Origin of the sequence: Xanthobacter aminoxidans (assembly GCF_023571765.1) — a bacterium.
GTDB lineage: Bacteria > Pseudomonadota > Alphaproteobacteria > Rhizobiales > Xanthobacteraceae > Xanthobacter > Xanthobacter aminoxidans.
The window spans coordinates 1-25,743 of record NZ_JAMJXC010000031.1; the positions used below are offsets into that span (position 1 = coordinate 1).

26 protein-coding genes and 1 tRNA gene are annotated in these 25,743 nt (G+C 69.6%); 16 read left to right on the top strand and 11 right to left on the bottom strand.

Features of this window, described 5'->3' with window-relative positions; all coding sequences use genetic code 11:
* The 8 genes from EJ105_RS26230 to EJ105_RS26265 all read left to right on the top strand — a co-directional run.
* Positions 1 to 227, top strand: a 227-nt coding sequence (locus tag EJ105_RS26230) for a hypothetical protein (RefSeq protein WP_250168662.1), incomplete at its 5' end; no start/stop codon positions are given.
* Entirely contained in the window at positions 224 to 625 is a 402-nt protein-coding gene (locus EJ105_RS26235) for a hypothetical protein (protein WP_250168663.1), read from the top strand. The genes EJ105_RS26230 and EJ105_RS26235, both read left to right, overlap by 4 nt.
* The gene (locus EJ105_RS26240) at positions 612 to 824 is read left to right on the top strand and encodes a hypothetical protein (RefSeq protein WP_250168664.1); all 213 of its coding nucleotides are present in this window, start codon (positions 612 to 614) and stop codon (positions 822 to 824) included. The genes EJ105_RS26235 and EJ105_RS26240 overlap by 14 nt, the downstream gene beginning before the upstream one ends.
* Positions 824 to 1,222 carry a hypothetical protein gene (locus EJ105_RS26245; RefSeq protein WP_250168665.1) on the top strand — a complete coding sequence of 133 codons (399 nt, stop codon included), beginning with the start codon at positions 824 to 826 and terminating at the stop codon, positions 1,220 to 1,222. The genes EJ105_RS26240 and EJ105_RS26245 overlap by 1 nt, the downstream gene beginning before the upstream one ends.
* Before the next feature lie 61 nt (positions 1,223 to 1,283).
* The gene (locus EJ105_RS26250; protein ID WP_250168666.1) at positions 1,284 to 2,564 is read left to right on the top strand and encodes a hypothetical protein; all 1,281 of its coding nucleotides are present in this window, start codon (positions 1,284 to 1,286) and stop codon (positions 2,562 to 2,564) included.
* A complete protein-coding gene (locus tag EJ105_RS26255) occupies positions 2,561 to 2,971 on the top strand; it encodes a DUF6378 domain-containing protein (RefSeq protein ID WP_250168667.1) in 411 nt (136 codons plus the stop codon). Before EJ105_RS26250 ends, EJ105_RS26255 begins: the two co-directional genes overlap by 4 nt.
* Before the next feature lie 102 nt (positions 2,972 to 3,073).
* A complete protein-coding gene (locus EJ105_RS26260) occupies positions 3,074 to 3,283 on the top strand; it encodes a hypothetical protein (RefSeq protein ID WP_250168668.1) in 210 nt (69 codons plus the stop codon).
* A 1-nt stretch (position 3,284) separates the two neighbouring features.
* Positions 3,285 to 3,521 carry a hypothetical protein gene (locus tag EJ105_RS26265; protein ID WP_250168669.1) on the top strand — a complete coding sequence of 79 codons (237 nt, stop codon included), beginning with the start codon at positions 3,285 to 3,287 and terminating at the stop codon, positions 3,519 to 3,521.
* A gap of 147 nt (positions 3,522 to 3,668) precedes the next feature.
* Here EJ105_RS26265 and EJ105_RS26270 read toward each other — a convergent pair.
* Positions 3,669 to 3,743, bottom strand: a tRNA-Val gene (locus EJ105_RS26270).
* 123 nt (positions 3,744 to 3,866) lie between these two features.
* Complete coding sequence (gph, locus tag EJ105_RS26275) at positions 3,867 to 4,583, bottom strand: phosphoglycolate phosphatase (protein WP_250168670.1); 717 nt, start codon at positions 4,581 to 4,583, stop codon at positions 3,867 to 3,869.
* A gap of 263 nt (positions 4,584 to 4,846) precedes the next feature.
* On the opposite strand from gph, the gene EJ105_RS26280 reads away from it, so the two are divergent.
* The 3 genes from EJ105_RS26280 to EJ105_RS26290 all read left to right on the top strand — a co-directional run bounded on the left by EJ105_RS26280 (position 4,847) and on the right by EJ105_RS26290 (position 6,825).
* Entirely contained in the window at positions 4,847 to 5,314 is a 468-nt protein-coding gene (locus EJ105_RS26280) for a hypothetical protein (RefSeq protein ID WP_051679326.1), read from the top strand.
* Positions 5,315 to 5,430: 116 nt separating this feature from the next.
* The gene (gene rpiA, locus EJ105_RS26285; protein WP_024278317.1) at positions 5,431 to 6,138 is read left to right on the top strand and encodes a ribose-5-phosphate isomerase RpiA; all 708 of its coding nucleotides are present in this window, start codon (positions 5,431 to 5,433) and stop codon (positions 6,136 to 6,138) included.
* Between the two features lie 126 nt (positions 6,139 to 6,264).
* Positions 6,265 to 6,825 carry a DUF2059 domain-containing protein gene (locus tag EJ105_RS26290; RefSeq protein WP_029559067.1) on the top strand — a complete coding sequence of 187 codons (561 nt, stop codon included), beginning with the start codon at positions 6,265 to 6,267 and terminating at the stop codon, positions 6,823 to 6,825.
* A 237-nt stretch (positions 6,826 to 7,062) separates the two neighbouring features.
* Here EJ105_RS26290 and EJ105_RS26295 read toward each other — a convergent pair whose 3' ends face one another.
* A complete protein-coding gene (locus EJ105_RS26295; protein ID WP_250168671.1) occupies positions 7,063 to 9,165 on the bottom strand; it encodes a glycosyltransferase family 2 protein in 2,103 nt (700 codons plus the stop codon).
* Between the two features lie 378 nt (positions 9,166 to 9,543).
* On the opposite strand from EJ105_RS26295, the gene gor reads away from it, so the two are divergent.
* Positions 9,544 to 10,905: a glutathione-disulfide reductase gene (gor, locus tag EJ105_RS26300; protein ID WP_250168672.1), complete on the top strand. Its 1,362-nt coding sequence runs from the start codon at positions 9,544 to 9,546 to the stop codon at positions 10,903 to 10,905.
* 246 nt (positions 10,906 to 11,151) lie between these two features.
* Here gor and EJ105_RS26305 read toward each other — a convergent pair whose 3' ends face one another.
* Both EJ105_RS26305 and EJ105_RS26310 read right to left on the bottom strand, forming a co-directional pair.
* Entirely contained in the window at positions 11,152 to 12,069 is a 918-nt protein-coding gene (locus tag EJ105_RS26305) for an SHOCT domain-containing protein (protein WP_250168673.1), read from the bottom strand.
* Positions 12,070 to 12,226: 157 nt separating this feature from the next.
* Positions 12,227 to 13,516: a multidrug effflux MFS transporter gene (locus EJ105_RS26310; RefSeq protein WP_250168674.1), complete on the bottom strand. Its 1,290-nt coding sequence runs from the start codon at positions 13,514 to 13,516 to the stop codon at positions 12,227 to 12,229.
* A 427-nt stretch (positions 13,517 to 13,943) separates the two neighbouring features.
* On the opposite strand from EJ105_RS26310, the gene EJ105_RS26315 reads away from it, so the two are divergent.
* Together EJ105_RS26315 and EJ105_RS26320 are read left to right on the top strand one after the other, a co-directional pair.
* A complete protein-coding gene (locus EJ105_RS26315; protein ID WP_029559062.1) occupies positions 13,944 to 15,380 on the top strand; it encodes a class II 3-deoxy-7-phosphoheptulonate synthase in 1,437 nt (478 codons plus the stop codon).
* A 314-nt stretch (positions 15,381 to 15,694) separates the two neighbouring features.
* Positions 15,695 to 16,150 carry a DUF6790 family protein gene (locus tag EJ105_RS26320; protein WP_250168675.1) on the top strand — a complete coding sequence of 152 codons (456 nt, stop codon included), beginning with the start codon at positions 15,695 to 15,697 and terminating at the stop codon, positions 16,148 to 16,150.
* A gap of 3 nt (positions 16,151 to 16,153) precedes the next feature.
* Here the strand turns inward: EJ105_RS26320 and EJ105_RS26325 are convergent, their stop codons facing one another.
* From EJ105_RS26325 to EJ105_RS26345, 5 genes are all read right to left on the bottom strand, one after another.
* Entirely contained in the window at positions 16,154 to 17,143 is a 990-nt protein-coding gene (locus EJ105_RS26325; RefSeq protein WP_250168676.1) for a GSU2403 family nucleotidyltransferase fold protein, read from the bottom strand.
* A 270-nt stretch (positions 17,144 to 17,413) separates the two neighbouring features.
* A complete protein-coding gene (locus tag EJ105_RS26330) occupies positions 17,414 to 18,634 on the bottom strand; it encodes an ABC transporter substrate-binding protein (protein WP_250168677.1) in 1,221 nt (406 codons plus the stop codon).
* 184 nt (positions 18,635 to 18,818) lie between these two features.
* Positions 18,819 to 19,319 (bottom strand): GNAT family N-acetyltransferase, encoded by a 501-nt coding sequence (locus EJ105_RS26335; protein WP_250168678.1) that lies wholly within the window; start codon positions 19,317 to 19,319, stop codon positions 18,819 to 18,821.
* Between the two features lie 582 nt (positions 19,320 to 19,901).
* Complete coding sequence (locus tag EJ105_RS26340; RefSeq protein WP_250168679.1) at positions 19,902 to 21,089, bottom strand: FAD-dependent monooxygenase; 1,188 nt, start codon at positions 21,087 to 21,089, stop codon at positions 19,902 to 19,904.
* Between the two features lie 168 nt (positions 21,090 to 21,257).
* Positions 21,258 to 21,518 (bottom strand): zinc-finger domain-containing protein, encoded by a 261-nt coding sequence (locus EJ105_RS26345; protein ID WP_024278328.1) that lies wholly within the window; start codon positions 21,516 to 21,518, stop codon positions 21,258 to 21,260.
* A 464-nt stretch (positions 21,519 to 21,982) separates the two neighbouring features.
* On the opposite strand from EJ105_RS26345, the gene EJ105_RS26350 reads away from it, so the two are divergent.
* Positions 21,983 to 23,782 (top strand): ABC transporter ATP-binding protein, encoded by a 1,800-nt coding sequence (locus EJ105_RS26350; protein ID WP_250168680.1) that lies wholly within the window; start codon positions 21,983 to 21,985, stop codon positions 23,780 to 23,782.
* A gap of 317 nt (positions 23,783 to 24,099) precedes the next feature.
* Here EJ105_RS26350 and nth read toward each other — a convergent pair whose 3' ends face one another.
* Positions 24,100 to 24,954, bottom strand: coding sequence for an endonuclease III (nth, locus tag EJ105_RS26355; protein ID WP_250168681.1), 855 nt, complete (start codon positions 24,952 to 24,954; stop codon positions 24,100 to 24,102).
* Positions 24,955 to 25,123: 169 nt separating this feature from the next.
* On the opposite strand from nth, the gene EJ105_RS26360 reads away from it, so the two are divergent.
* Complete coding sequence (locus tag EJ105_RS26360) at positions 25,124 to 25,663, top strand: DUF2244 domain-containing protein (protein ID WP_250168682.1); 540 nt, start codon at positions 25,124 to 25,126, stop codon at positions 25,661 to 25,663.
* Positions 25,664 to 25,743: the final 80 nt, after the last annotated feature.

Sequence of the window (25,743 nt, forward strand, 5' to 3'; positions counted from 1 at the left end):
ATTCGGCTGTCGCCGGCTTCTTCGCCCTGATCTTCGGCGCGGCGCAGGAGAGCGGCACGGCGGTGGGGTACCTGTCGCCGATGCGCGAGTTCGTCACGGACGTGCCTCCGGTCGTGTGGTTCGGCGCCGTAGCGGCTGTTGCGGCCGTGATCTGGTGGCAGGCCAACCGGACTGAGTGCGCCGCCGTCGCCAATGTGCGGGACGGCCGCGATGCGGGGCCGGCATGATCGCCGGCGCCATTGCCTTCCTCTCCGGGGGGTGGGCTTCGGCCCTCGCCCTTGGCTGGCTCGTGCCGGCCGCCGCCGGCGCGGTGTCCTTCCTCGCCACCAAGTTCCTCGGCGGCGACTGGTGGCTGGCCTTCGTGCTCGCCGCCGGCGCCGCCGGGTTCGTCTTCATCTGGGCGCGCTTCGGCCTCAAGGCCGCGCTCGCCGAGGCGGCAGCCTTCGCCGCCTATGTCCTCCTCTATGTCGGGGAGCGCCGCGGCGCCGCCCGCCAAGCCGCTAGGGAGAAAGCCGATGCCGACCGCCGGGCCGTCGCGCGCGAGCGCACGATTGAAGAGGTGCGCCACCTTCCTGACGATGAGCTGCGCCGCCGTGCTCGTCGCTGGGTGCGTGACGACGGGTAAAGGCACCGCGCCCAAGGACGAATGCCGCGGGCGGGAGGCGATCTTTCTCACCGACGACCAGGTCGACCAGATGTCGGACGACCAGCTGGCGCGGGTCACCGCCTATAACGAGAACCTCGAGCGCGAATGCCACGTGGTGGCACCGAACCCGAGCGGGCGGGCGAAGGCCAAGGCGGCAGTGAAGAAGGCGCGGCGTTGATGCCGCGCGCTCCTTCCATGACCGCCGAAATGCACCGCCAATTGGGTGAACTCGCCGCCACTCAGGCGGCGCAGGGCGCCCATCTTGAGCGCATGGACGAAACCATGCGCGAGGATCGCCACGCTGCCAGCGAGGATCGCCGGCTGATGCTCGCGAAGCTCGATGCACTGTCCGAGCGCCTTGGAAAGATGGAGCCGGACGGCGCGCCGTTGCCGAGCCGCCTTCAGGATCTGGAGAAGGAGGCCGCGGCCTCCAGGCTCTTCCGCGCCCGGGTCGGGGCCGTGGTCGGCCTTGCAGGCTCGGCCGCCGGCCTCCTTCTTGCGGGGCTCGGCTATCTCCTGAACCACTTCTGGTCCGACCTCGTGTCGCTCCTCTCCCGCCTCCTGCCGCGCCCCTGACCGCATCCGCCCCGCCCGAACTGCGTCCGGCGCCCCGTTCCACTTCCGCAAAGGTTTGCCCATGCCGCGTCCTGTCGGCGCCCACCTCGGCGAGGCCGAGGCGGAGCGCATTCGCCTGGCTTTGTCCCGCAACCCGAACATCTCGCAGGTCGCCCGCGAGATCGGCGTCGAGCGCTCCACCGTCCGCCGCGTGCGCGACCGGATGGGGGAGGGGGCCGACGAACCGGCGCCGCAGCCGTCGGCCGCCTTCCGCCTTGGCGGCTCTCCGGAGAGCCGGCGCATCGTGCAGCTCGAGGACGAGGTGCGGCGCCTGCGCACCGAATTGAAGGTCGCGCACCGCGCTGCCCTCGATGAGGAGGCGGTGCGCGAGATCATCGGCGTCATGGCTGCGACGCCGCCCGATCCGCCGGCCTGGCTGGTGCGCCCGGCGAAGAAGCGCAAGGGCGAGCGCACCGCCGAGGTGCCCGTGTGCACCTGGTCCGACTGGCACCTCGGCGAGGTGGTCTCGCGCGAGGAGACCAACGGCATCAACGCCTATGACCTCGCCACGGCCGAGCGGCGCGTCCGCGCCCTCGTCACCAACATCATCAGCATCTGCACCCGCCACGGGCCGGGCCTCTATCCGGGCATCGTCGTCAACCTGCTCGGCGACATCGTCTCCGGCGGCCTGCACCCCGAACTGGCCAAGACCGATGCCGAGGAGGTGATCCCCGCCGCGCTCCGCGCCAGCGATCTCCTCATCTGGGCCTTCGAGCAGATGATCGCGGCGTTCGGCAGCGTCTACGTGCCGTGCGCCGCCGGCAATCACGGGCGCAACACCGTAAAACCGGAATACAAGCGTTACATCTACAAGAATTTCGACTGGCTTATCTATCAGATCCTCGTGCGCCATTTCAAAGGGCGGCCGGAAATCCGCTTCGACATCCGCGAATCGAACGAAGTGCGCTACCGCGTCTTTGGGCAGCGCTATCTCGCCATGCATGGCGACATGCTGGGCGTGAAGGGCGGCGACGGCATCATCGGTGCCATCGGCCCCATCATGCGCGGCGAGGTGAAGACACGCGGACAGGCGGCCTCCAGCGGGCGCGATTACGACGTGCTCGTCATCGGCCATTGGCACCAGGAACTCTGGCTGCCGCGTGCCATCGTCGCCAACGCCCTCAAGGGCTTCGACGAATATGCCCGCCTCGCGCTGCGCGCCATTCCCTCCGAGCCCTCGCAGCCCCTGTGGTTCGTCCACCCCCGCCGCGGCATCACCAGCCGCTGGAACGTGCGCGTGGAGGCGCCGCCCGAGCGGGCCGAGGGCGACGGGTGGGTGAGCTGGGAAGGAGAGGCGGCATGAGCGGCGATTCAGAGCGCGCAATGACAAAGCACGGTCTTCTAAATCTGGCGTTGGAAGCCACCAAGGACCGGGGGCTCAACTATGGGCGGCCCGCCGACAATTTTCGGCGGATTGCGCGGCTATGGAACGCGCACATTCTGAATCGCTATGGTGATGGGTTCGGAGGGGACACCACAATCGCCATCCCCGCGCTCGATGAGGTTGACGTCGCGCTGATGATGGACCTCATGAAAACGGCGCGGCTTGAGAATGCCCCGGCGCACCTGGATAGCTGGATCGACAAGGCCGGCTACACGGCTTGCGGGGCGGAAATAGCGCTCGAAAAGCAAAAACGCACTTACGATTCGGGCGCGCAGAGTGAAGGGGATAACCTGCCGTCCCATTTCATTGGGGCGCTCGGGGAATAGCCGCGCCGCCCGCTGCGGCCGAACGCCAGCCCCTAGATGTAGCGGCTTGTTCTCCGTTCGTTCCCGTGGCAACGATAGGGGAGACCAGCATTGGAGACGGCCATGTCGAGCGAGCCCGCGCCCGCCGAACACTCCCCTTTTGACGTGAGCGAGACCGAGATCGACGAGGCCCTGGCGGCCTGCGGTGGCGATGCCCGCGCGACCATCCGCGCGCTTCTGGTGGGGCAGGCCTACCTAGAGCGCGAGATGTCCCTGCTCAAGGTCGACACGTCCGCCGGCTTTCGTCGGCGTCGCTGCGTCCTGGGAAACTGACATGGGCAACAAGGTGTCGCACGATTTCAAGGTCGAGCAATGGGACGACCAGGGCATGCACATCGTCGATGTGATGGCCACGTGCGGCAATATCACCGTCGCCATCGGCGCATTCGAAGCCGCCATCACGCAGCGCGAAGGCCGCTACATCCTCCTCCGCCACGGCGCCCGCGTCCTCCGCCGTTCGCCGTTGGCCGAGAAGGTGGACGCCGAAACACGCGCGGCGGGGTCGGTCTGAGTCGTAAGGGGGATGGACCGAAGGCGGAACATATTCCCCGGATTTTCCCCGGATCTGCGCGCCATGTTCCGCAAGCGTTCACCGGCCTGTGCCGAGCATCGCAGGGCGCAAGATATGCCGAAAGCGTTGCGGGAACTTACGTTCGAATGGTGGGCGATGCAGGGATTGAACCTGCGACCCCTCCCGTGTGAAGGGAGTGCTCTCCCGCTGAGCTAATCGCCCGCGCCATTGCGAGGAGGGCCGTTTAGAGCCGCAGGGCCTCCCCTGTCAAGGGCGGGCGCGACGAGGACCGCGCCTGCCTGTGGATCATTCGGGCCGACACCCGCGCCGACGCCCGGCCGGAACCTACGCCGAAGCGTTGGCCAGCAAGGCGTCCACCGCCTCTTCCAGCTGGTCGAAATGGTGGATCAGCCGGTCGGCGCCGAGTTCGCCGGGGGGCGTCTCCGTATAGCCGAAGGAGACGGCCACCACCGGCACGCCGGTGGCGCGGGCGGTGAGCACGTCGGTGATGCTGTCGCCCACCATGATGGAGCGCGCCACGTCCGCCCCCGCCGCCGAGATGGTGGAGAGGAGCGGCAGCGGATCGGGCTTGGAGCGGGGATAGGTGTCGGCGCCGGTGATGACGGCGAAGCGCGGCGTCAGCTCCAGCGCGTCGAGCAGCAGGCGGGCGAGGTGCTCCAGCTTGTTGGTGCACACCGCCAGCGCCACGCCCTTGGCCTCCAGCCGGTCCAGCGCTTCCAGAAGGCCGGGGAAGGGGCGGGAGCCTACGGCGATGTTCTGCGCATAATGGGCGATGAAGCGCTGCGTCATGGCGGCGATCTCGTCGTCCGGCAGGTCGATGCCCTCGCTTTTCAGCGCCCGCACGATGAGGAGGCGCGCGCCTCCGCCGATCATGTTGCGCGCCGCGGCGCGGTCCACGGGCGGGATCTTGTGGGCGGAGAGCACCAGGTCGAGGGCGTCGAGCAGGTCGGGCGCGGTGTCCACCAGCGTGCCGTCGAGATCGAAGGCGACGAGAGGGCGCGCGGCTTGCGGGCGGGAGGCGGGCTGTGTGGGTTGGGTCATCGGGCGCGGTCCTTCAGCGTGGCGGTATCGGGGCAGATGATATCCGCAGGTTCCGGTCGGCTGCCCCTTCCGTTGCGCTCGCGCCGGCAGCGGGGAAAGGGGCGATGAGGAGGATATCCTCGCCTTCTGCCTTAAATCCTGCCGCTTTTTCGCGCCAGCGTCGCGGGGATTCGAGGGCTGCGGCCCCGGCGCGCAGTTCACGGCTGCGCCCGGGCGCGCGGCCTGTCGGCTAAGGCCGACGGCGGAACAGTCAGGAGGCATGAATGCGGACCACTCCCCTTCGCACCGGGCGCGCGGCGCGCCGCAACCCGGTGGTGCTGCTCGCGGTGGCGGTCGCCGCCGCCGGTCTCGGCGGGATCGGCGCCGTCGTCGCCCAGCCCGCGGCCGCACAGGGGGCGAACGGGCCCGGATTCGAGTTCGCCGCGCCCCCCTCCGCCCAGGCCAACCGCGTCTACGGCATCAACCGCCAGACCGGCGAGATGAACGTCTGCCAGTTCGAGCGGCCCAACGCGGCCGGCGTGGGCGTCACCTTCTGCTTCGCCCAGGGCGAGGGCGCGGGGCCGCAGAAGGCCGGCAATTACGCGCTCATGCCCACCCATTACGAAGGGGAAACGGGCATCTTCCGGGTCAATCGCGACACCGGCGAGATGAGCATCTGCTACGTGCGGGAGACCGCGCGCGCCGCGGGCGGCACGGATTCGAGCCTCGTCTGCACCCCGGCGGCGCGCTGAGGCACCGCGCCGGCTTGTCGGCGGCGCCGATCGGGGCTAGAGCCGGAGCAGGGTGGTTCGACCGTCCCGCCAGACAAGAAGCGCCGTTGCGGCAAGGAAATCGAGGCAGAAATCCAATGGTCCACGCCGAAGACCTGAAGCGCCGGGCCGCCGCCCATGCTCTGACCTACGTGACCGACGGCATGCGCCTCGGCCTCGGCACCGGCTCCACGGCCCGGCATTTCGTCGAGCTTCTGGCCGAGAAGGTGCACGGCGGCCTCACCGTGCTCGGCGTGCCCACCTCCGAGCAGACTTTAGCCCAGGCTGTGTCCCTCGGCGTGCCGATCGCCACGCTGGACGAGGCCGGCCCGCTCGATCTGTGCATCGACGGCGCGGACGAGATCGGCCCCGGCCTCGCCCTCATCAAGGGCGGCGGCGGCGCGCTGCTGCGCGAGAAGATCGTCGCCAGCGCCGCGCGCGAGATGATCGTCATCGCCGACGCCACCAAGAAGGTGGACGTGCTCGGCCGCTTCCCGCTGCCCATCGAGGTGGTGGATTTCGGCGTCGGCGCCATCACCCGCCAGGTCATCGAGGCGATCCGCAGCGCCGGCTGCGCCGGTGATATCACCGTGCGCCGCGATGGCGACGGTCATCCTTTCGTCACCGATCAGGGGCACCTGATCCTCGACGCCCATCTCGGCCGCATTCCCGACCCCGCCGCGCTGGCCGCGGCGGTGGCGCAGGTGGCCGGTGTCGTCGAGCACGGCCTGTTCATCGGCCTCGCCCGGCGCGCCGTGCTCGCGGGCAAGGACGGCATCACCGAGCTGGAGCCCGGCAGCTTCTAGAGACTGACCCCGTTTCACGGACCCGGGGACAGTCTCCAGATCTTCGTTTGACGCGTTTCCTTCACGCGAACCGGTATCCACTTCGCTCGGAAACGCTTCTGGCTTTTTCCCTTTCCGGAGACTTCCATGCGTCACCCCCTTTCCGGCCGCTTCGTCCGGCAGCTGTTCCTCGCTGCGGCCCTGTCGGTTCCGGCCGCCGCGCTCCTCGCGCCGGTGGCCGAGGCCCAGACCCGTCCGGTTCCCCCCGCCGCCGCGCCCGCGGCCAAGCCGTCCCCGGCGCTGCTCCAGCTCGCGCGCGATCTGGTGACCGCCAACGGCGAGGCGCGGGCCTTCGACGGCGTCATTCCGAACATCGTGGACGGCGCGGCCCTCTCCTTCCTCCAGACCAACCCCGACCTCGCCAAGCAGCTCCGCGAAGTGGCGGTGCTGGTGCGGCCCGAGTTCGAGAAGCGTCAGGCCGAGGTCATCGACATCCTCGCCACCTCCTACGCCACCCGCTTCACCGAGGCGGAGCTGAAGGAGGCCATCGCCTTCTTCCGCAGCCCCACCGGCATCAAGCTGGTGCAGGACCGTCCGGTGATCGTGCAGGAAGCGGTGCAGGGCATCCAGGTGTGGGGCGCGCAGATCAACGCCCAGGCCGTGGAGCGCGTGCGCGCCGAGATGAAGAAGCGCGGCGTCGATCTCTGATCGCGCGGCGGTTTCAAAGGTACGAAAAAGGCCGGTCCCGCTGGGGCCGGCCTTTTTCATTTCGCGCGCCGTCATCCCTTTGCGCGGTGATGCCTTGCGCCGTCATGCCCCGGCTCGTCCGGGGCATCCACCCCGCCGTCGGTCCGGTGCGAGAAACGGAAAGCCGGCCCGGCCACCCCGTGGATCCCCCGGATAAACCGGGGGATGACGGCTCTCCCCCTGATCCTTCGCTCCCGCCTAAACCCCGCCCGTGCGCGGCGTGCGCGGGCCTTCCGGCGCCTCGGCCTCCGCGGCGAACAGGCTCTTGCGGTCGAGGTTCGGGCTGTAGTGCGGGTCCACCAGCGTGGCGGTGTGCCAGATGGCTTCCATGCGCGCCCGCTGCGCCTTCAGCCGCGCCCGGTGCTCCCGCGAGCGCTTCTTGCCGCGCGAGGCGGATTCGTAGTGGAGGAGGGTGGCGAAGGGCGTCCACACCACCTCAAAGCCCGCCCGCCGCGCCCGCAGGCACAAATCGATGTCGTTGCAATCCTCGGCGAAGCGCACCGCATCCAGCGGGCCGATGGCGTCCCACACGTCGCGGCGGATGAGGAGGCAGGCGGCGGTGACGGCCGAGAGGTTCTGCCGCACGCGCAGGCGATCCTCATAGCCCGGCGCATCGGCGGCACTGTGGGCGAACCAGTGGTCCGCATAGCGAAACAGCCCGGCAATCACGCCCGCGTGCTGGATGGTGCGATCCGGAAACAGCAGCTTCGCCCCCACCACGCCCGCGCCGGGGAGGGAGGCGAGGGCGACCATCTCGTCCAGCCAGTCCGCCTCGATCACCTCCACGTCGTTGTTGAGCAGGAGGATCATCTCGCCTTGCGCCGCATCGACGCCAAGGTTGCAGATGCGGGGGAAGTTGAAGTCGCCGTCGTCCCGCACCACCTGCGTCGCCGGCCACAGGGCCTTGATCTCCTCGAACAAAGCGAAGGTCGCCGGCTCCACCGAGCCGTTGTCCACGATGATGATCTCGAACGCGCGGTAGGCCGTGCGCGCGATGAGCGAGCGCAGCGCCACGGCGAGCAGCGCCGCACGGTCGCGGGTGGGCACGACGATGGAGACGAGCGGGGCCGTCGCGGGCGTGGGATAGAGCGGGCGCAGGTGACGGCCGATGATGTCTACCCCGACACCGCGCAGCCGGGCGAGGGCGGCGGCCGCCGCCTCGATCTCCTCCGGCGCGAAGCCGGGCGGATGGCCCTTCAGCCCCACCGCCACCCGGGGCACATGGCGGATGCGGGCGTCGGGCAATGCGGAGGCGTGGCGCAGCAAAAGGTCGAACACGGCGGCCGGCCCGGCGGCGGGATCGAGGCCGAGGTGCAAAGCGTCGGCGCGGGGCAAGGCGGCGAAGTGCCTGACATAACCCGAGGACTCCATCAGATGCCGGTTGAAGGCCGGGTGATAGACGCCCTGGAGCGGCGCGCCGACGTCCTCCAGCCGCTCCTCGTCGGCATAGGCGAGGGCGCAGTCGGGGTGCTGCGCGAACGCGTCGCGGATCAGCGCCACCGCGTCCCGCGTCGGCTGCGCGCCGGCATCGAGAAACAGCACCAGCCTGCCCTCGGCCGCAGCCAGCGCGGCGGCGCGGCGCTGGGTGGGGCCGCCCTCCGCCGTCACCACGCGCGCGCCGGTGGCGGCTTGCACGAGGGCGGGCGGCGCATCGGGCGGGAGAGCCACCACCCACTCGAACGTGCGGTCGGTCTGCGCGGCGAGGGCGGCGGCGCAGGCGGAAAGATCCGCTGCGCTTGCGCTGCCGCCATCGGTGAGCAGGCTCAGCCGGGGCGCGGCGCCGGGCGCGGGCACCTCGGCGAAGTCGCCGACGAAGCGGGCGCGGAAGGCGCGGTAACGCGCCGCCTCGGCCCGGCGGCGGGCGGGCGCGGCGGAGACGAGGGCATTCAGCGCCCCGCGCAGGGTGCGGGCGGCAACGCCCGCCGCCTTCCAGCGGCGCGGCAGGCCGAGGCCTTCGAACCGGCCGTTGGCGAAGGCGTGCAGCTTCAGCGCCACCTTGTGGACGGGGTAATAGCCGAGCCGGAAATCGGCGGGCGCGCCCTCCACCTCGATCCGCGTCGCCCCGGCCGGCACCAGCGCCACCGTGGGCACGCCGGGCAGCAGCGTCTCGCCGTCGCCCCCGCCTGTTGTGGTGGCGAAGGTGAAGGGCAGGGGGGCGTCCATGCCCTCGCCCGCCAGCACGATGGCGAGAGCCCCCCGCCGCGCGCGCAGCCGCAGCACGGCGGGCAAAGCGAAGCCCGCGCGACCCGTCGCGGCCGGCGCGCTCTTCAGCCAGAGCGGGGGAATCTCGGTGTCGTGCATGCCTTGCGTATCGATGGGCGTCCGGATTGGCTGCCGCGTTGAAGCACCTATGTGCAAACGCGGCAAGCGGCCGGCCGGCGGCTTGCGAGTCTTCCGTCCCATTTCGGACCGGCTTCGCGCCTCGGCCGACTGGAACGGAGCGCAGCGCAGTGGAAGGAGAGCCGTGGCCCAGCGCGACATGTCGCCGAAGGCGGCTCAATTTGGCAGGTTCGGCCAGCGCGTGCCGGCTTCGCCGACCTTTTCCCTGGACCCCGGATCGGCGCTCCACCTGCGGTGTCGCTTGTCCGGGGAGGCCGGCCCACGGCGAGTTTGCTTGACGCCCCGGCGAGGCTCCTTCAAGTCACCGGCCACGCATCGGGATCTGGCGGGAGCCAACACATGACACAGCGCGAGGTGGACCTGTTCGTGATCGGCGGCGGCTCGGGGGGCGTGCGCGCCGGCCGCATCGCGGCCCAGCACGGCGCCAAGGTGATGATGGCGGAGGAATACCGCATGGGCGGCACCTGCGTCATCCGCGGCTGCGTGCCCAAGAAGCTGTTCGTCTATGCCGGCCGCTACGCCCACGACATCGACGACATGGCCGGCTTCGGCTGGCGGGTGAGCGCGCCCGAGTTCGACTGGCTGACGCTGGTGGCCAACAAGGACAAGGAAATCGCCCGGCTCGAAGGCATCTACAAGCGCAATGCCGAGGCCGCCGGGGTGGAGATCGTCGCCTCCCGCGCGGTGGTGGCGGGGCCGAATCTGGTGCGCATCCTCGACACCGGCGAGGAGGTGATGGCGCGCCACATCCTGCTCGCCACCGGCGCCCATCCGGCGCTCGGGCCGCAGATTCCCGGCTGCGAGCTGGCCATCACCTCCAACGACGCGTTCAACCTCCGGGGCTTTCCCGACCGCATCCTGATCCAGGGCGCGGGCTACATCGCGGTGGAGTTCGCCGGCCTGTTCCGCGCGCTGGGCGCCGAGGTGACTTTGGTTTATCGCGGCGACAAGGTGCTGCGCGGCTTCGACATGGAACTGCGCGATCATCTGGAAACCGAGATGACCCGCGCCGGCATCAAGCTCGTCAGCGGCAAGACGCTGGCCTCCATCGAGGCCATCTCCGGCGGCAAGAAGGTGGTCCTCTCCGATGGTTCGGAGCTGGAGGTGGACGAGGTGATGCTCGCCATCGGCCGCATCCCCAGCACCCGCAACCTGGGCCTCGAAGGGGTGGGCGTGGCGCTCGACCCGCTGGGCGCGGTGATCGTGGACGCGCACAGCCGCACCAACGTGCCCTCCATCTATGCGGTGGGCGACATCACCAACCGCATCAACCTCACCCCCGTCGCCATCCGCGAGGGCCACGCCTTCGCCGATACGGTGTTCGGCAACACGCCGTGGACGGTGGACCATTCGCTGGTTGCCACCGCCGTCTTCTCCGAGCCGGAGATCGGCACCGTGGGCTGCACGGAAGAGGCGGCGCGGGCCGCCGGGCGGCCGGTGGATATCTACAAGACCACCTTCCGCCCGCTGAAGGCGACGCTCTCCGGCCGCGAGACCCGCAATTTCATGAAGCTGATCGTGGATGGGGAGACCGACCGGGTGCTCGGCGTCCACATCATGGGCGAGGCGGCGGCCGAGATGATCCAGCTCGCCGGCGTGGCCATGGGGCTGAAGGCGACGAAGGCGGATTTCGACCGTACCGTCGCCGTGCATCCCACCGCTGCCGAGGAACTGGTGACGCTGCGCACGAAGGCGTCTTGAGGGGGGAGGGGGTAGGGGCGGGGAGGCTGGCCTCACTGCCTTTGCGGCAAGGCGTCCTGCCTCTGTCACCGTCATGCCCGGCCTTGTGCCGGGCATCCACGTCGGGCCGATCGAGCGGGTGTCCCAGAATTGTTCCCGGCCGACCCACGTGGATGGCCGGGACAAGCCCGGCCATGACGGCGGTAAGGGATGGGAGGACGCGGGGAGGGCGGGCGACGCCGGTGCGACGGCCGCCCGACGCTCACCTCACAGCCGGCTGAGCAGCTCGGCCTTCTTGGTGCTGAATTCCTGGTCGCTGAGGATACCCTTGGCGTGGAGATCGGCCAGCTTCTCGATGGCGGAGATGATCTCGCTCTGGCCCAGAGGCTGGGCGCCGCCATAGGTCTGCGGCTGCGGCGCGAAGGTCTGGGGCTGCGGCGCGGGCTCGTACACGGGCGCGGAGACAGGCGCCTGCGGCGCATAGGCCGGGGCCTGCGGCGCGCCGCTCACGATGGGCAGGCTGGAGACGAACACCGTGCCGTACTGGCTGGTGAAGGTCAGGCTTCCCGATCCGCCCTGCTGCTGGGAGAAGCCGCCGATCTGGTGGTCGAGGCTGTCATAGACCGTCACCTGCCCGTTGAGATCGATGGCGAGGCGGCGCGTGCCGGGGAAATAGGCGTAGCGCACCCCGTTCTGCGCGCCGGTGCTGGCCGGCTGGCCGAGATCGGCCGGCCACCAGTTGAAGCTGCCGGAGGCATCCGGCACGAACAGGCTGGGCTGGTTGCCGCCCATGTTCCCCCCGAAGCTGCCGCCCATGTTGCCGCCGAACCCGCCGCCGCCGCTGGTCTGCCACTGGCCGCCGCTGGAATAGCCGCCGCCCTGGTTCTGCGACTGGAAGCTGCCGCTCTGGGTGAGGCCGGGCTGGCTGGCGACGAGGCTCGACAGCTCGCTGCACAGGCCGTCCACCCGGCCCTTGAGGTAGCTGTTGAACATGTCGGAGACCATGGTCATCCCGCCCGCCATCCATTGGCCGGAGCCGCCGAATTCGGGGTGGTTGAACTGGGCCATGGAGCCGTTGCCGGCGATCACCGAGTACAGCATGGAGGTGACGGCATCCGGGCTGAAGCCGGTGCGCTGGGAGATGGCGTTGATGGCCGCCTGGCCTTCGGGCGAGAGCTGGGGCATGGGGGCTCCTGGGGTCGTGCGATCGGCAGGCGCGGAATGGCGCAGGCGTGTCGGCGTCGCGCGTGTTCTACCACGGCTCGCGGACAGTTCCCCGACACACTTGGGCGTGGCGGGCGCAGGGCAGCCCTGCGCGGGGCCGCACCCTCCCGCGCGGCGACTAGTGCTGGTGGCCGAACAGCTTGCCCTTCTCCGCCCACAGCACGAACACCAGCGCCAGCGCGCCCAGCACCAGATAGCCCATGGCGAGGGGCAGCACGGTACCGTCGAAATGGCTGCCGACGATGAAGCCCAGCACGGCGGACAGCAGCGTCGTGAAGCCGCCGATGAAGGAGGAGGCGGTGCCCGCCACCGCGCCGAGGGGCTCCATGGCCATGGAATTGAAGTTCGGCACCGTGAGCGCGAACAGGAACTGCCCCGCCGCCACGAGCCCGCAGAACAGCACGAGCGGCGGTTTGCCGTCCCAGAAGATGCTGGAGGCCACCATCAGCCCGCCCGCCGCGATGAAGCCGAGGATGCCGCCATGGGACAGCCGCCGCATGCCGACCCGGTGCACGAGGCTGGCATTGAGGAAGGAGGCCACCGCCATGATGCCCGCCACCGCCGCGAAGGCGACGGGGAAGAGGTTGCCCAGGCGATAGACGTCGGTCTGGAACACCTGCGAGGCCGAGCCCACATAGGCCATCAGCGAGCCCATCATGAGCCCGATGGCCACCGCATAGCCCACCGAGCGGCGGGTGGTGAGGGTGAGCATCGCCGCCTTGCCGATGGAGCGCATCGAGAAGGGGATGCGGTATTCGGGATGCAGCGTCTCCGGCATCCTCAGGCCGAACCAGGCGAACAGCGCGAGTGCCAGCAGCAGCATGGCGACGAAGATGAGATGCCACGAGCCGAAGACGAGGATGAGGCTACCCAGCGCCGGCGCGATGATGGGCACGGTGAGGAACACCATCATGCTCAGCGACATGATCCGCGCCATGTCGCGCCCCTCGAAGCGGTCGCGCACGATGGCGATGGCCAGCACCCGGCCCGCCGCCGCGCCCATGCCCTGGATCAGCCGGGCAAGGATGAGCACGTCGAAGTCGCGGGTGAACAAGGCGATGAGGCTGCCCGCCGCATAGATCGCGAGGCCCGCGAACAGGATGGGGCGGCGCCCCAGCACGTCGGAGATGGGGCCATAGAAGAACTGCGCGCCGCCGATGCCGATGAGATAGGCGTAGACCATCACCTGGACGTGATTGGGATTGTCCAGCGCGAAATCGGCCCGGATGGCGCCGAAGGCAGGCAGCAGATTGTCGATGGAAAAGGCGGTCATGCCCATGAGCAGGGCGATGAGCGCGACGAACTCCACCGCACCGGGACCGACCGAGCCGGGCTGCCCGGGCGCGGGACCGCGCGGACGCAGGGCAGTAGCAGGGGCTGGCGCCGGCGCGCGATGGGACTGTGACATGACAGGCTCGGGCGTTGGCGTGTCCCGCAACAGACACGAACATTCAGGACGGTGCCGGAGGGAACGGCAGACGCGCGCTGGCGCGCACGTCTCACGAGGCAAGGTGCGCTGGCGCGCACGTCTCACAAGGGAAGGCGCGCGCAGGCGCAGTCCCCTCATAGGCGATGGGTGCGGCCAAGAGAAGGCTCGCAGAGAAGTCTTTGACGGACGGCCTGAGCGCCAGGGCAGGGTTCGAGGGGGGAAACGGCCCCTCCGGTCCCATCTCGCGGGGCGTCACGTCTGCGTTGCGCCGCATCCTTTCGGTGCGCACCTGCTTCGTGTATAAGCCCGCGTTCCGATCCCGCGAACACAAGAGGAACGCCGGAGGCGCACCAGCGGGACGGACCGGACCGGACAACCGGCCGGCCTTATGCAAATGGAGAGTCAAATGGTGACCCGCCCGCAGTCCGCTCCCGTCCCTGGCGCCGAGGCTCCCCGCCGCGCCGAAGGCTGGCGTCCGGATAGCTGGCGATTTTATCCCGGCCTCCAGATGCCGTCTTATCCAGACAAGGCGCAGCTCGAGGAGGTCGAGAAGAAGCTCGCCTCCTACCCGCCGCTTGTGTTTGCAGGTGAGGCGCGCCGCCTGAAGGCCGAGATCGCCAAGGTCGCCCGCGGCGAAGCCTTCCTCTTGCAGGGCGGCGACTGCGCCGAGAGCTTCGACGAGCATTCGGCCGACAACATCCGCGATTTCTTCCGCGTCTTCCTGCAGATGGCGGTGGTGCTGACGTTCGCCGGCGGCTCGCCGGTGGTGAAGGTCGGCCGCATCGCCGGGCAGTTCGCCAAGCCCCGGTCCTCGGACACCGAGACCGAGAACGGCGTGACGCTGCCCAGCTACCGCGGCGACATCATCAACGACATCGCCTTCACGGAAGCCGCCCGCATTCCGGACCCGCGCCGGCAGCTCGATGCCTACCGCCAGTCGGCGGCGACGCTCAACCTTCTGCGCGCCTTCGCCAACGGCGGCTATGCCAACCTCGCCAACGCCCATGCTTGGATGCTGGGGTTCGTGAAGGATTCGCCCCAGTCCTCGCGGTATCAGGAACTGGCGAACCGGATCACGGAGGCGCTGGACTTCATGCGCGCCTGCGGGATCGATCCCAAGAGCCATCCCGAGATGAGCTCGACGGATTTCTTCACGAGCCACGAGGCGCTCCTGCTTGGCTACGAACAGGCCCTGACCCGCGTCGATTCCACGTCGGGCGACTGGTACGCGACCTCCGGCCACCTGCTGTGGATCGGCGACCGCACCCGCCAGCCGGACCATGCGCATGTCGAGTACTTCCGCGGCATCCGCAACCCGATCGGCATCAAGTGCGGCCCCTCCATCTCCCCGGAGGGCCTCATCCGCCTGCTGGACATCCTCCAGCCGGACAATGAGGCGGGCCGCATCACGCTGATCTGCCGCTTCGGCGCCGACAAGGTGGGCGACTACCTGCCGGGCCTCATCCGCGCGGTGGAGAAGGAAGGCCGCACCGTGGCGTGGTCGTGCGATCCCATGCACGGCAACACCATCAAGGCCGCCTCCGGCTACAAGACCCGCCCGTTCGAGCGGGTGCAGTCGGAGATCCGCTCCTTCTTCGACATCCATGCGGCCGAAGGCACCTTCGCCGGCGGCGTGCATCTGGAGATGACCGGCAAGAACGTCACCGAATGCACCGGCGGCGCCCGCGCCATCTCGGACGAGGACCTGCGCGACCGCTACCACACCTACTGCGATCCGCGCCTCAACGCCGAGCAGGCCATCGAGACCGCTTTCCTGGTGGCCGAACTGCTCAAGCGCGAGCGCCTCGCCCGCGGCCGGCCGCAGGTCGAAGCCGCGGAGTGATCCGCGGGTTCGACAAAACGCCACAAGGTGGAAGGCGCGGAGTGATCCGCGGGTTCTTCCGACAGTGAAAATGAACGGACGGCGGGCCTCGGCCCGCCGTTCTTCGTTTTGGGGCCGCCCTACTGCCGTCATGGCCGGGCTTGTCCCGGCCATCCACGTGGCACGGCTGGGAATGAATGCCTGGCACGTGCGCCCGCTCGGGCCGACGTGGATACCCGGCACAAGGCCGGGTATGACGATTGTGATGGCGGAAGCGCCTTTTGAATTTCCGAGCAAAAGCTAAGCTGTGCGCCCCCCGCCGGGAGCGACCCCCCATGTACCTCGCCGCCATCCTCGTGCTGATGCTGATCGCCCCGCTCGCGAGCATCCTTTTCGAGGTGCTGGCGGCGGGTGGGCCACTGGCACCACTGGTGCTGAAGTGGTTCGTGGTCTGGGGTGTCGGCGCGCGGCTGGGGCTTGCGGGCCTGAAGCAGGTGACGCAGCCGGCCTTCACGGCTGAGACCATCTTCGAGATCTCCGATCCCAAGGCGCAGGTGATCGTGCAGGAGCTGGGCTTCGCCAACCTGACCTTCGGCCTCCTCGGCCTCCTCTCCCTCGCCTTTCCGTCCTTCCTCCTGCCCGCCGCGGTGGGCGGCGGGCTGTTCTATCTCCTCGCCGGGGTGAAGCACGCGCTGCGGGCGGGCAAGACCCGCACCGAAACCATCGCCATGGTCTCCGACCTCGCCATGGCATTGGTGCTGGCGGCGGCAGTGGTGCTGGGGCGGGGGTGAGGGCTATGGCGCGTCGGCCTCGAAAAGCGGACGCGCGGTCTCGAACACCGGGCGCGGCAGCATCCTGAGGTCGTCGGCCACATAAGGCAGGTGGGTCAGATACCGCCCGACGATGCGTCCGACGGCGGCAGCCTGGGCGGCATCGCGCCGTCGCTTCAGCGGGTCGCGACCCGGTTGGGCGGAAAGCCAGAATTTGTGCGCGGCGAACACCCGCGGATCGGTGGCCACGATCCGCAGGGGCGCCCCGCGCTCGTCGATGGCCACCGCCTCGAAGGCTGGCGCGCTTTCGAGCCAGGTGAGGCCATCGATGGGAACGGCGGTGAGTTCGTCGTCCGCCGTGCCGATCCGCACCTCGCCCGCACGCCACGGCGGATCGGCCTGCGGGGTGATGAGGTCCACAAGGTATCCGTCGCGATTGGCGGCCCGAAAATTCTGCCGGGTCCGCTCGAACGAGCGATCGACCCTGCGCAGCAAAGAGATGAGGGCTCCCCCCGCAATCTCGTCGGAGGCGGCGAGCCGCAGCGTGCGGCGCGCGTCCACGAGCAGGTCGATGTCCTCGGTGGTCGTGACGCTTGCATCCACCGTCACTCCGGCCGACGCCTCATAGGCATAGACCGCGTTGGTGCCCACGATGCGGATGCCGTGTCCGAGCAGGCCCGCCGCATCCAGCGCCCGGATGATGCGCGCCCCGAGGAGGGGCACGCGGCCGAGCATGAGCGCGCGGTTGATCGCTGCTTGCCGCTCAAGGACGATCTGGAGCGCCTTTTCCCGCTCCGTGGCGGCCTCGCGCTGGGCGTCCCATTGCGCCTTGAGATGCTCCGTCTCGGGTGAGCGCGGGCCTTCGGTCTTCTGCCGGCGGACCCCCGCGCCATCATAATAGCTGCGCAGCAGGTATTCACCGCCGCCGCTGCGATGCCACACCAGCGAGCCGCGAAAGCCGGACCGCTGGGCGTGTGCGTCCCGCCAGGCCGCGTAGCGCTGGGCGGTATTCACCCGCTCCCGCAGCTGATCCTTATTTAATTCATGAATTTCAATGGCCTCAACAGGCATAACGGATTTCCAGCGAAACTGTTGCAATCAGGATCAGGCCATGGCTGGCCGATTGCAACACTTAAGTCAAAAATCACATTTAACTGTTGAACTAATTGATAGAAAATAACTTTTCGTTCCGTCGGTGCGTCGCCACCGACCGCTCCGCCGCCCCCCAAACAAAAAAGCCGGCGCCGCCCTCGGGAGGCGGCGCCGGCCTTTAAGCGTCGCGGCTCACTTCACCAGCGGGCAATTGCCATCCTTGAGGGGGCGGAAGGCCTCGTTGGCGGGGATGGTGGAGACCACTTCGAACAGGTCCCACTCGCCCTTGCTGTCGGCGGGCTTCTTCACCTTCAAGAGGTACATGGGGTGGATGGCGCGGCCGTCGATGCGGATCTCGCCCTTGCCGAACAGCGGGTCATTGATGGGGGTGGCGCGCATCTGCTCCATCACCTTGGGCGCGTCCTTGGTCTTGGCGTCCTTGATGGCGTTCAGATAGTGCATGGCGCTGGAATAGACGCCGGCCTGGGCGCTGGTGGGCATCTTGCCGTTGAACTTGGCCCCGAAGCGCTTGGAGAAGGCGCGGGTGTCGTCGTTCAGGTCCCAGTAGAAGGCGTCGGTGAGCACCAGGCCCTGCGCCGCCTGGAGGCCGAGGGCCTTCACGTCGGACGAGAAGATGAGCAGGCCGGCGAGCTGCTGGCCGCCCTGGGTGATGCCGAATTCGGAGGCCTGCTTCACCGCGGTGATGAGGTCGTTGCCGGCATTGGCGAGGCCGATGACCTTGGCGCCGGAGGACTGCGCCTGCAGCAGGAAGGAGGAGAAGTCGGTGTTGGAGAGGGGGTGCTTCACGCTGCCCGCCACCTTGCCGCCGGCTGCCTTCACCGCCGCCGAGGCGTCGCGCTCCAGCGCCGCGCCGAAGGCGTAGTCGGCGGTAATGAAGAACCACGGCGAGCCGCCCTGCTTTGTGAGGGCCGATCCGGTGCCGTTGGCGAGCGCCCAGGTGTCGTAGGTCCAGTGAACCGTGTTGGGCGAGCACTTGGCGCCGGTGAGGTCGGACGTGCCGCCGCCGGAGACGAGGAAGATCCTGTTCTTCTCCTTGGTGATGTCGCTCACCGCCAGCGCCACCGAGGAGGTGGTCACGTCGAGAATGGCGTCCACATTCTCCTGGTCGTACCACTTGCGGGCGATGGAGGCGCCCACGTCCGGCTTGTTCTGGTGGTCGGCACCCACGACCTCGACCTTGAAGCCCTTGTTCTTGGCCATGAAGTCTTCGGCTGCCATCTGCGCCGCGACCACCGAGCCGGGCCCGGAAATGTCGGCGTAGACGCCGGACATGTCGTTGAGCACGCCGAGCTTCACCGTGGTGTCTTCGGCCTTGGCCGCGCCCGTCAACAGGGCGCCGATCGCCGCCGCCGCCAACAGGGCGCGCGAGTGCCGCATGATCCCAGACGTCATCGTCCTTCCTCCCTCTTTCATCGCCGATGCGGTGCGCGGGAACGCCTTTGGCAGCGCCGTGGCGGCGCCGTCCTCCCCGGCCCAGCGGCGTACTGCCGGGCCGTTTCGCATCTCGGTACCACGCTAACGGAGCGCGAGCCGCCCCGCCAGTTGTGCCTTAGACCAAGGGCGTAACCGGCGCGTGTCAGCGGGCACCGCTGACCATGCCGGACACGCCGGCAAAGGCGCCCTCGACCAGCTCGGCTACGAGGAGGCGGCCGGGGTCCACCGGGCCGGGCAGCGTCACCTGCCCGAAGGGCACGCGGCGGAAGCCGAAGCGGGCGTAATAGGGCTCGTCCCCCACCAGCACGACGAGGCGATGGCCCTGCGCCCGCGCCACGTCCAGCGCATGCTCCATCAGCCGCGCGCCGATGCCCACCGACTGGAACGGCGGCTCCACCGTGAGCGGGCCGAGCAGCAGGGCCGGCGTGGCGCCGATGGAGATCCGCGTGAGCCGCACCGATCCCACCAGCATGGTGCCGACCCGCGCCGTGAAGGAGAGGGCGCGCTCGTGCCCCGTCTGCTCCCGGATGCGGAAGGCGGTGCGGGCGAACCGGCCGGGGCCGAAGGTGCGCTCATGCAGCCGGTCGATGGCCGCGTCGTCGGCGGCCGTCTCCACGGCGATGGACAAGGGAAGCTCGGTCATGGGGAAAACTCGCAAGGCAGGGCAGAAGGCCCGCGAGTTCGGCGGGCCGGCTTCAGGCGGGCGTGACGGCGCGTGCGCGCATGCGCAGCGTGTCCGGTCGTCGTCGCTGAAGCCGAAGGCCCATGGTCCCCTCACGAGAATGGGGCGGGCGGATAGCATGGCGCGCGCGGAAGGTCCAGCGGGGGGATGCCTCCCCTCTCCCCTCGAAGTCGGCTGTTGCCGACTTCGACCTTCACGAACGGGACTCGGCAACAGCCGAGGCCCGGCGGGAGAGGGGGCGGGGGTGAGGGGGCTGCTCGGACCTAGGCCGCGCTGGGACAAAGGGTGCCACACCCCTCACCCCAGCCCTCTCCCGCAAGGGGAGAGGGAGGCCAGACGGTTGGGTGGAAGGGGCTGTTCCCCCTTACAACACCGTCATCGCCCGGCTCGTCCGGGCGATCCACGGGTGGGCCGGGGCAATCGTTGGGGCATCGCGCAGGCGGCGGGGTGGATCGCCCGGACGAGCCGGGCAATGACGCGCGAAAAGGGAGAGGGAGAGGGGGCTCGGCCGGTTCGGAGCGACAGAGCCGCGCCGCCCGCCCCTCACACCTTATAAATCCACCCATACCGATCCAGCAGCGCCGCGCCTTGCCGGCGGAGCACCAGATCGCGGGCGAGGCGGGGGGCGCCGGAGAGGTGGTAGACCATGCCGTTGCGCCGCGCCTCAGACTGGATGCGCGCGGTGCGGCCGAGACGCTCGGCCTCGTAGGCCTTGAGGGCGGTGGCGGCGTCGGTCTCCTTCTGGAGCGAGCGGGCGAGGGCGGCGGCATCCTCGATGCCCTGCGCCGCGCCCTGGGCAAGGAAGGGCAGCATGGCGTGGGCGGCATCGCCCAGAAGCGTCACGCGGCCGGTGCTCCAGCGGGGCAGGGGATCGATGTCGTAGAGGCCCCAGCACAGGAAATGCGGCGCGGCCTTCAGCAGCTCGCGCACCTCCGGCGCCCAGTCGGCGAAGGCGGCGTGGACGGCGGCGCCGTCGCCCGGCGCGCTCCAGCGGGCCACCGGCTCGGTGTGCTTGACGATGGCGACGAGGTTCAGCGTCGCCCCGCCCTTCACCGGATAGACCACGAGATGGGCATCGCGCCCCATGTAGAGCCGCACGTCCGGCGGATGGCGGGCCGGCACGGGAATGGTGGCCCGGTAGGCGAGGCGCTGGGCGAACACCGGCGGCCGCGCGACGCCGAGATGCGCCCGCACCGCCGAGCGCACGCCGTCGGCGCCGACGAGGATGTCCGCGCCGTGGGCGATGAGATTCTCGCCCTGCTTCACCACCGCCCGCACGCCGCCAAAGGCGGGCTCCACGGCGGTAAGTTCGGCCCCGAGCGCGATCAGCACGCCCTCGGCCTGCGCCGCCTCGGCGAGGAGATTCTGCAGATCGGCGCGGTGCACCACGAGGAAGGGCGCGCCATAGCGCGCGGCGGCGGGGCCGTAATGGGCGCGGGTGATGGTGGCGCCGCTGGCGCCGCTCCTCACATCGAGGGAGCGCGGCGTCACCGCCACCTGTTCGAGGCGCGGCAAGAGGCCGAACTCGCGGATGATGCGGGTGGCGTTGGGGGTCAGCTGGAGGCCGGCGCCCACCTCGCGCAGCTTGCGCGCCTGCTCCACCACCTGGACGGTGAGGCCGGCACGGCGCAGGGCGATGGCGCAGGCGAGCCCGCCGATGCCTGCGCCGACCACCACGGCGCTGCGCGCGGCGGTGCGGGGTTTCGCCCGGAAGGGGATGGGATCGGCCATGGCAGGACCCGGCTCCGTGAAGGAGCCGGCCGGATAGTCTTTCTTTGCGGCGGCGATCAGGCCGCGGGGATCAGGCCAGGGGGCAGCAGGCCGAGGATTGGGTCAGACGGGTGTTCCGCGGCGGTCAGGCCGCGGGTCTTGTGAGCCGGGCCGTTAGCGGCCGGCGCGTCACGCGGCGGATTTGGCCGCGGGCTCGCCGTGCCACACGGCCGCTTCCGGCTTCGCCGCGCCGGCGGCGAGCGCCGGGTTGTAGCGGTAGAGCGTGGAGCAGTAGGGGCACACGTGCTCGTCGTCGTCGCCGAGATCGATGAAGATGTGCGGATGGTCGAAGGGCGGCTTCGCACCGATGCACATGAATTCCTTGCTGCCCACCTCGATGACGGTGACGCCGAGGTCGTTGCAGAAGTGGGGAATGCCGGTGTCCGCCATGGTTCCGCCCATGCTTGTCCAAAAAAGCGCCGCGACCTTAGCGTCTCATGGCCGCCTGCGAAAGGGTCTGGACCGCGGCAGATCGGCCGTCCATACCGCAGGCGCCGCCCGCTCCAGGGCCGCGCGGAATCAACATCCGGCAGGGAGGGGTCACGTCCATGAGCACTACCGCGTTCTCCACCCCCGCTGTGCCACGCGGCATTCTCCGCCGCGCCCATTGCACGGATGTGATTCCCCGCCAGCCCGGCTTCCGCCGCTAGCTTTTCGGACATCCAGGGGCCCGTGGTCCGCCACCCGCCTGCGCTCCTGCGCGGCGCGGGCAGCCGCTGACGCGCCCCTGTCCTCATCCTTTCGCGGCGTCGCGCGCCGCGTGACCCCGTCATCTGCGGCGCCATGCGCCGCGTGTCCCCGTTCGAATCAGGGACCGGCCTCTGGCGCCCCATGCGGCGCGGCCGGATCGTGTCATGTCGTTGTTCCAGACCCACAAGCGCGGGGTGTCGTTCCGCGCCATCTTCGCTTTCCTCTTCACCCATTGGGCGAAGCGGAAGGGAATCATCGCGGCCACTCTGGCCGCCGTCCTCGTCTCCACCCTCGCCGAGGTGCTGGTGCCGCTGTTCGCCGGCCGGCTGATCGACGCCCTGTCCCTCGCAGACCGGGAGACGGCCTGGCACCTCGCGACCATGGCCTTCCTCGCCATCGTCGGCCTCGGCGTCACGATGGTGAGCGCGCGGCATGCCACCTACTTCATCATCGTGCGGCTCACTTTGCGCATGATGTCGGACGTGGCGGCCGACGCCTTCGCGCGGGTGCAGCGCTTCTCGTCGGACTGGCACGCCTCGTCCTTCGCCGGCTCCACCGTGCGCAAGATCTCGCGCGGCATGTGGTCCCTCGACGTGCTGCACGACACCCTTTTGGTGGCGCTGTTCCCCTCCGTGGTGGCGCTGGGCGGCACGGCGTTGCTGCTCGGCTGGAACTGGCCGGTGCTGGGCGCTGTGGTGGCGGTGGGGGCGGTGGCCTTCATCGGGCTCACGCTGGCCCTCTCGCTGAACTACGTCGCCCCGGCGGCGCGCCTCTCCAATGCGTGGGACACGCGGGTGGGCGGCGTACTGGCGGATGCGGTGGGCTGCAACGCCGTGGTGAAGGGCTATGGCGCCGAGGCCCGCGAGGAGAAGCGGCTGGAGCGGGTGCTCGGCAAGTGGAACGCCCGCACCTACCGCACCTGGATGGCGGCCACCTGGGCCGGCACGGCGCAGCTTCTGGCGCTGGTGGCGCTTCAGGCGTCCATCATCGGGACGGCTTTGGTGCTGTGGCATCAGGGGCAGGCGAGCGCGGGCGATGTGGCCTATGTGCTCACCTCCTACCTCGTCATCCACTCCTACCTGCGTGACATCGGCATGCACGTCCACAATCTCCAGCGCTCCATGAACGAGCTGGAGGAGCTGGTGGAGATCCACCACCAGACCGTGGGCGTCTCCGATGCCCCGAAGGCGGTGCCGGTGCAGGTGGAGGAGGGGACGATCGCGTTCGAGAACGTGACCTTCCACTATGGCGGCCACGACAAGCCGCTCTACGAGAACCTCTCCGTCACCATCCCGGCGGGGGAGCGGGTGGGCCTCGTGGGGCATTCGGGCTCGGGCAAGACCACGTTCGTCAAGCTCATCCAGCGGATGCACGACGTGACCTCCGGTCGCGTCACCGTGGACGGGCAGGACGTACGGGACGTGACGCAGGGCTCCCTGCGCCGCGCCATCGCCGTGGTGCAGCAGGAGCCGGTGCTGTTCCACCGCTCGCTGATGGAGAACATCGCCTATGGCCGGCCGGATGCCTCGTTCGAGGAGATCCGGCGGGCCGCGGAGCTGGCCAATGCGGCCGACTTCATCGCTCGCCTGCCGCGCAGCTACGGCACGCTGGTGGGCGAGCGGGGCGTGAAGCTCTCCGGCGGCGAGCGCCAGCGCATCGCCATCGCCCGGGCCTTCCTCGCGGATGCGCCCATCCTGATCCTGGACGAGGCCACCTCCAGCCTCGATTCGGAATCGGAAGCGGCGATCCAGGATGCCATGGAGCGGCTGATGGTGGGGCGCACCACCCTGGTCATCGCCCACCGCCTGTCCACGGTGCGCTCCCTCGATCGCCTGATGGTGTTCGACAGGGGCCGCATCGTGGAGGAGGGCGACCACGACACGCTGGTCCGCCGCGAAGGCGGCCTCTACCGCCGCCTGTTCGAGCGGCAGGCCATGGAACTGGCCAAAGGACTGGCGGCGTGAGTTGGCTGGCGGCGTGATGCGGCTGGTGGCGTGATGAAGGGGCCTCTCCGCTTTCGGGCGGGGAGGCCTTTTCGCACCGTCATGCCCCGGCTTGTCCGGGGCATCCACCGGGCCGCATGTGGGGTGCAGGAAACCTGAGACCCAGCCGGCTGAGGAGTGGATCCCCCGGACAAGCCGGGGGATGACGTTGGGCAATGAGAGGCCGCCCCCTCACCCCCAACCCCTCTCCCGCCCGAACTCGGCTGTTGCCGAGTTCGGTTCGTGAAAGTGGAAGTCGGCATCAGCCGACTTCGAGGGGAGAGGGGAGGCTATGCCCCTCAGAAATTCTTCTCCGGCCAGCGGCAGAGGTCGGTGATGAGGCAGCGGCTGCACGCGGGCTTCGTCGCCTTGCAAATGTAGCGGCCGTGCAGGATGAGCCAGTGGTGGGCGTGCAGCTTGAAGCGGTCTGGGATGCGGGCCTCCAGCCCCAGCTCCACCGCCAGCGGCGTCGCGCCGGGGGCAAGGCCGGTGCGGTTGGCGACGCGGAAGAGGTGGGTGTCCACGGCGATGGTGGGCACGCCGAAGGCGATGTTCAGCACCACATTGGCCGTCTTGCGCCCCACGCCGGGCAGCGCCTCCAGCGCCTCCCGGTCCTTGGGTACGATGCCGGCATGGCGTTCCAGCAGCAGGCGGGAGAGTTCAACCACATTCTTCGCCTTACCCCGGAACAGGCCGAGGGTGCGGATGTGGTGCGCCACCTCATCCTCCCCCAGCGCCACCATGGCGGCGGGGGTGGAGGCGGCGGCGAACAGGCCCTTGGTCGCTTTGTTCACGCCGGTGTCGGTGGCCTGGGCGGACAGCACCACGGCGACGAGCAGGGTGAAGGCGTCGGTGTGGTCCAGCTCGCCCTTGGGCTCCGGGTCCTGCGCCTCGAAGCGGGTGAAGGCCTCGGTGATCTCGGCATCGGACCACGGCGAGACCGTCTTGCCATGCACCGCCGCCGCCGCATTGGCCACCGCCTTGTTGCGGCGAGGGAGGGGGGCTGGTGGGGGGGCGGCGGTTTTGCCGGCGGGCTTGGTCCCGGTAGACGTCTTGCCGCCCGCGACCTTGCCGGCTGAAGCCTTTGACGCTGGGGCCGCCTTCGCCGTGCCGCTTGCCGGAGCCTTGGCCGCCTTGCCCTTGGCCGGGGCCACGGGCGGGGCTTTCGCCCCCTTCCCGGTGGTTCCCGACGCGCCGGCCGCGACCTTTGCCCCCTTCGTCGCGCGCATGGGGCGCGGGGGCTTGGCGGCGTCAGCCTCCGGGAGGACGGCGGGTTTGGGCGGATTGATCCTGCGCGGCATTTTTCGGGTATACTGCCGAGCAATGCCCCAGACCAGCGACCGAGACATCGCACCCGAGACGGACGCGCAGGCTCAAGACGAGCCCGTCGTCTATGCGGTCACGCTCGCCCCGCACCGGTCCCTCTCCCGGCGCGGCTTCTTCTGGGTGATGGCGGGCATCGGGGCGGTGAGCTTCGTGTCGGGCGTCGCCTTCCTCGCCATGGGGGCGTGGCCGATCTTCGGCTTCTTCGGCCTCGATGTGCTGCTGATGTACATCGCCTTCCGCGCCAGCTTCCGCTCGGCCCGGGCGCGCGAACATATCCTCGTCACGCCCAGCCTCGTGGAAATCCGCCGCGAGCCGGCGGCGGGGCGCCCCTCCACCACACGGCTCAACCCGTTCTGGACCCGCCTGTGGCGCGAGGACGACGAGGAGCACGGGACGCTGGATGTCGCCCTCATCAGCGGCAAGCGCACCGTGCCCGTGGGCCGCTTCCTCGGCCCCGTCCAGAAGGCGGAGCTGGCGAGCGACCTCACCGAGGCGCTGGCGGTGGTGAAGAAGGGCGTGACGCGTAGTCACTTCTGAGGGCGGGGGCCAAGCCCGCGCGGCGTTTGAGCGGAGGAAACGTCAAAGCCCGCGCGGCGTCTGAGCGGAAGTAACGCTAA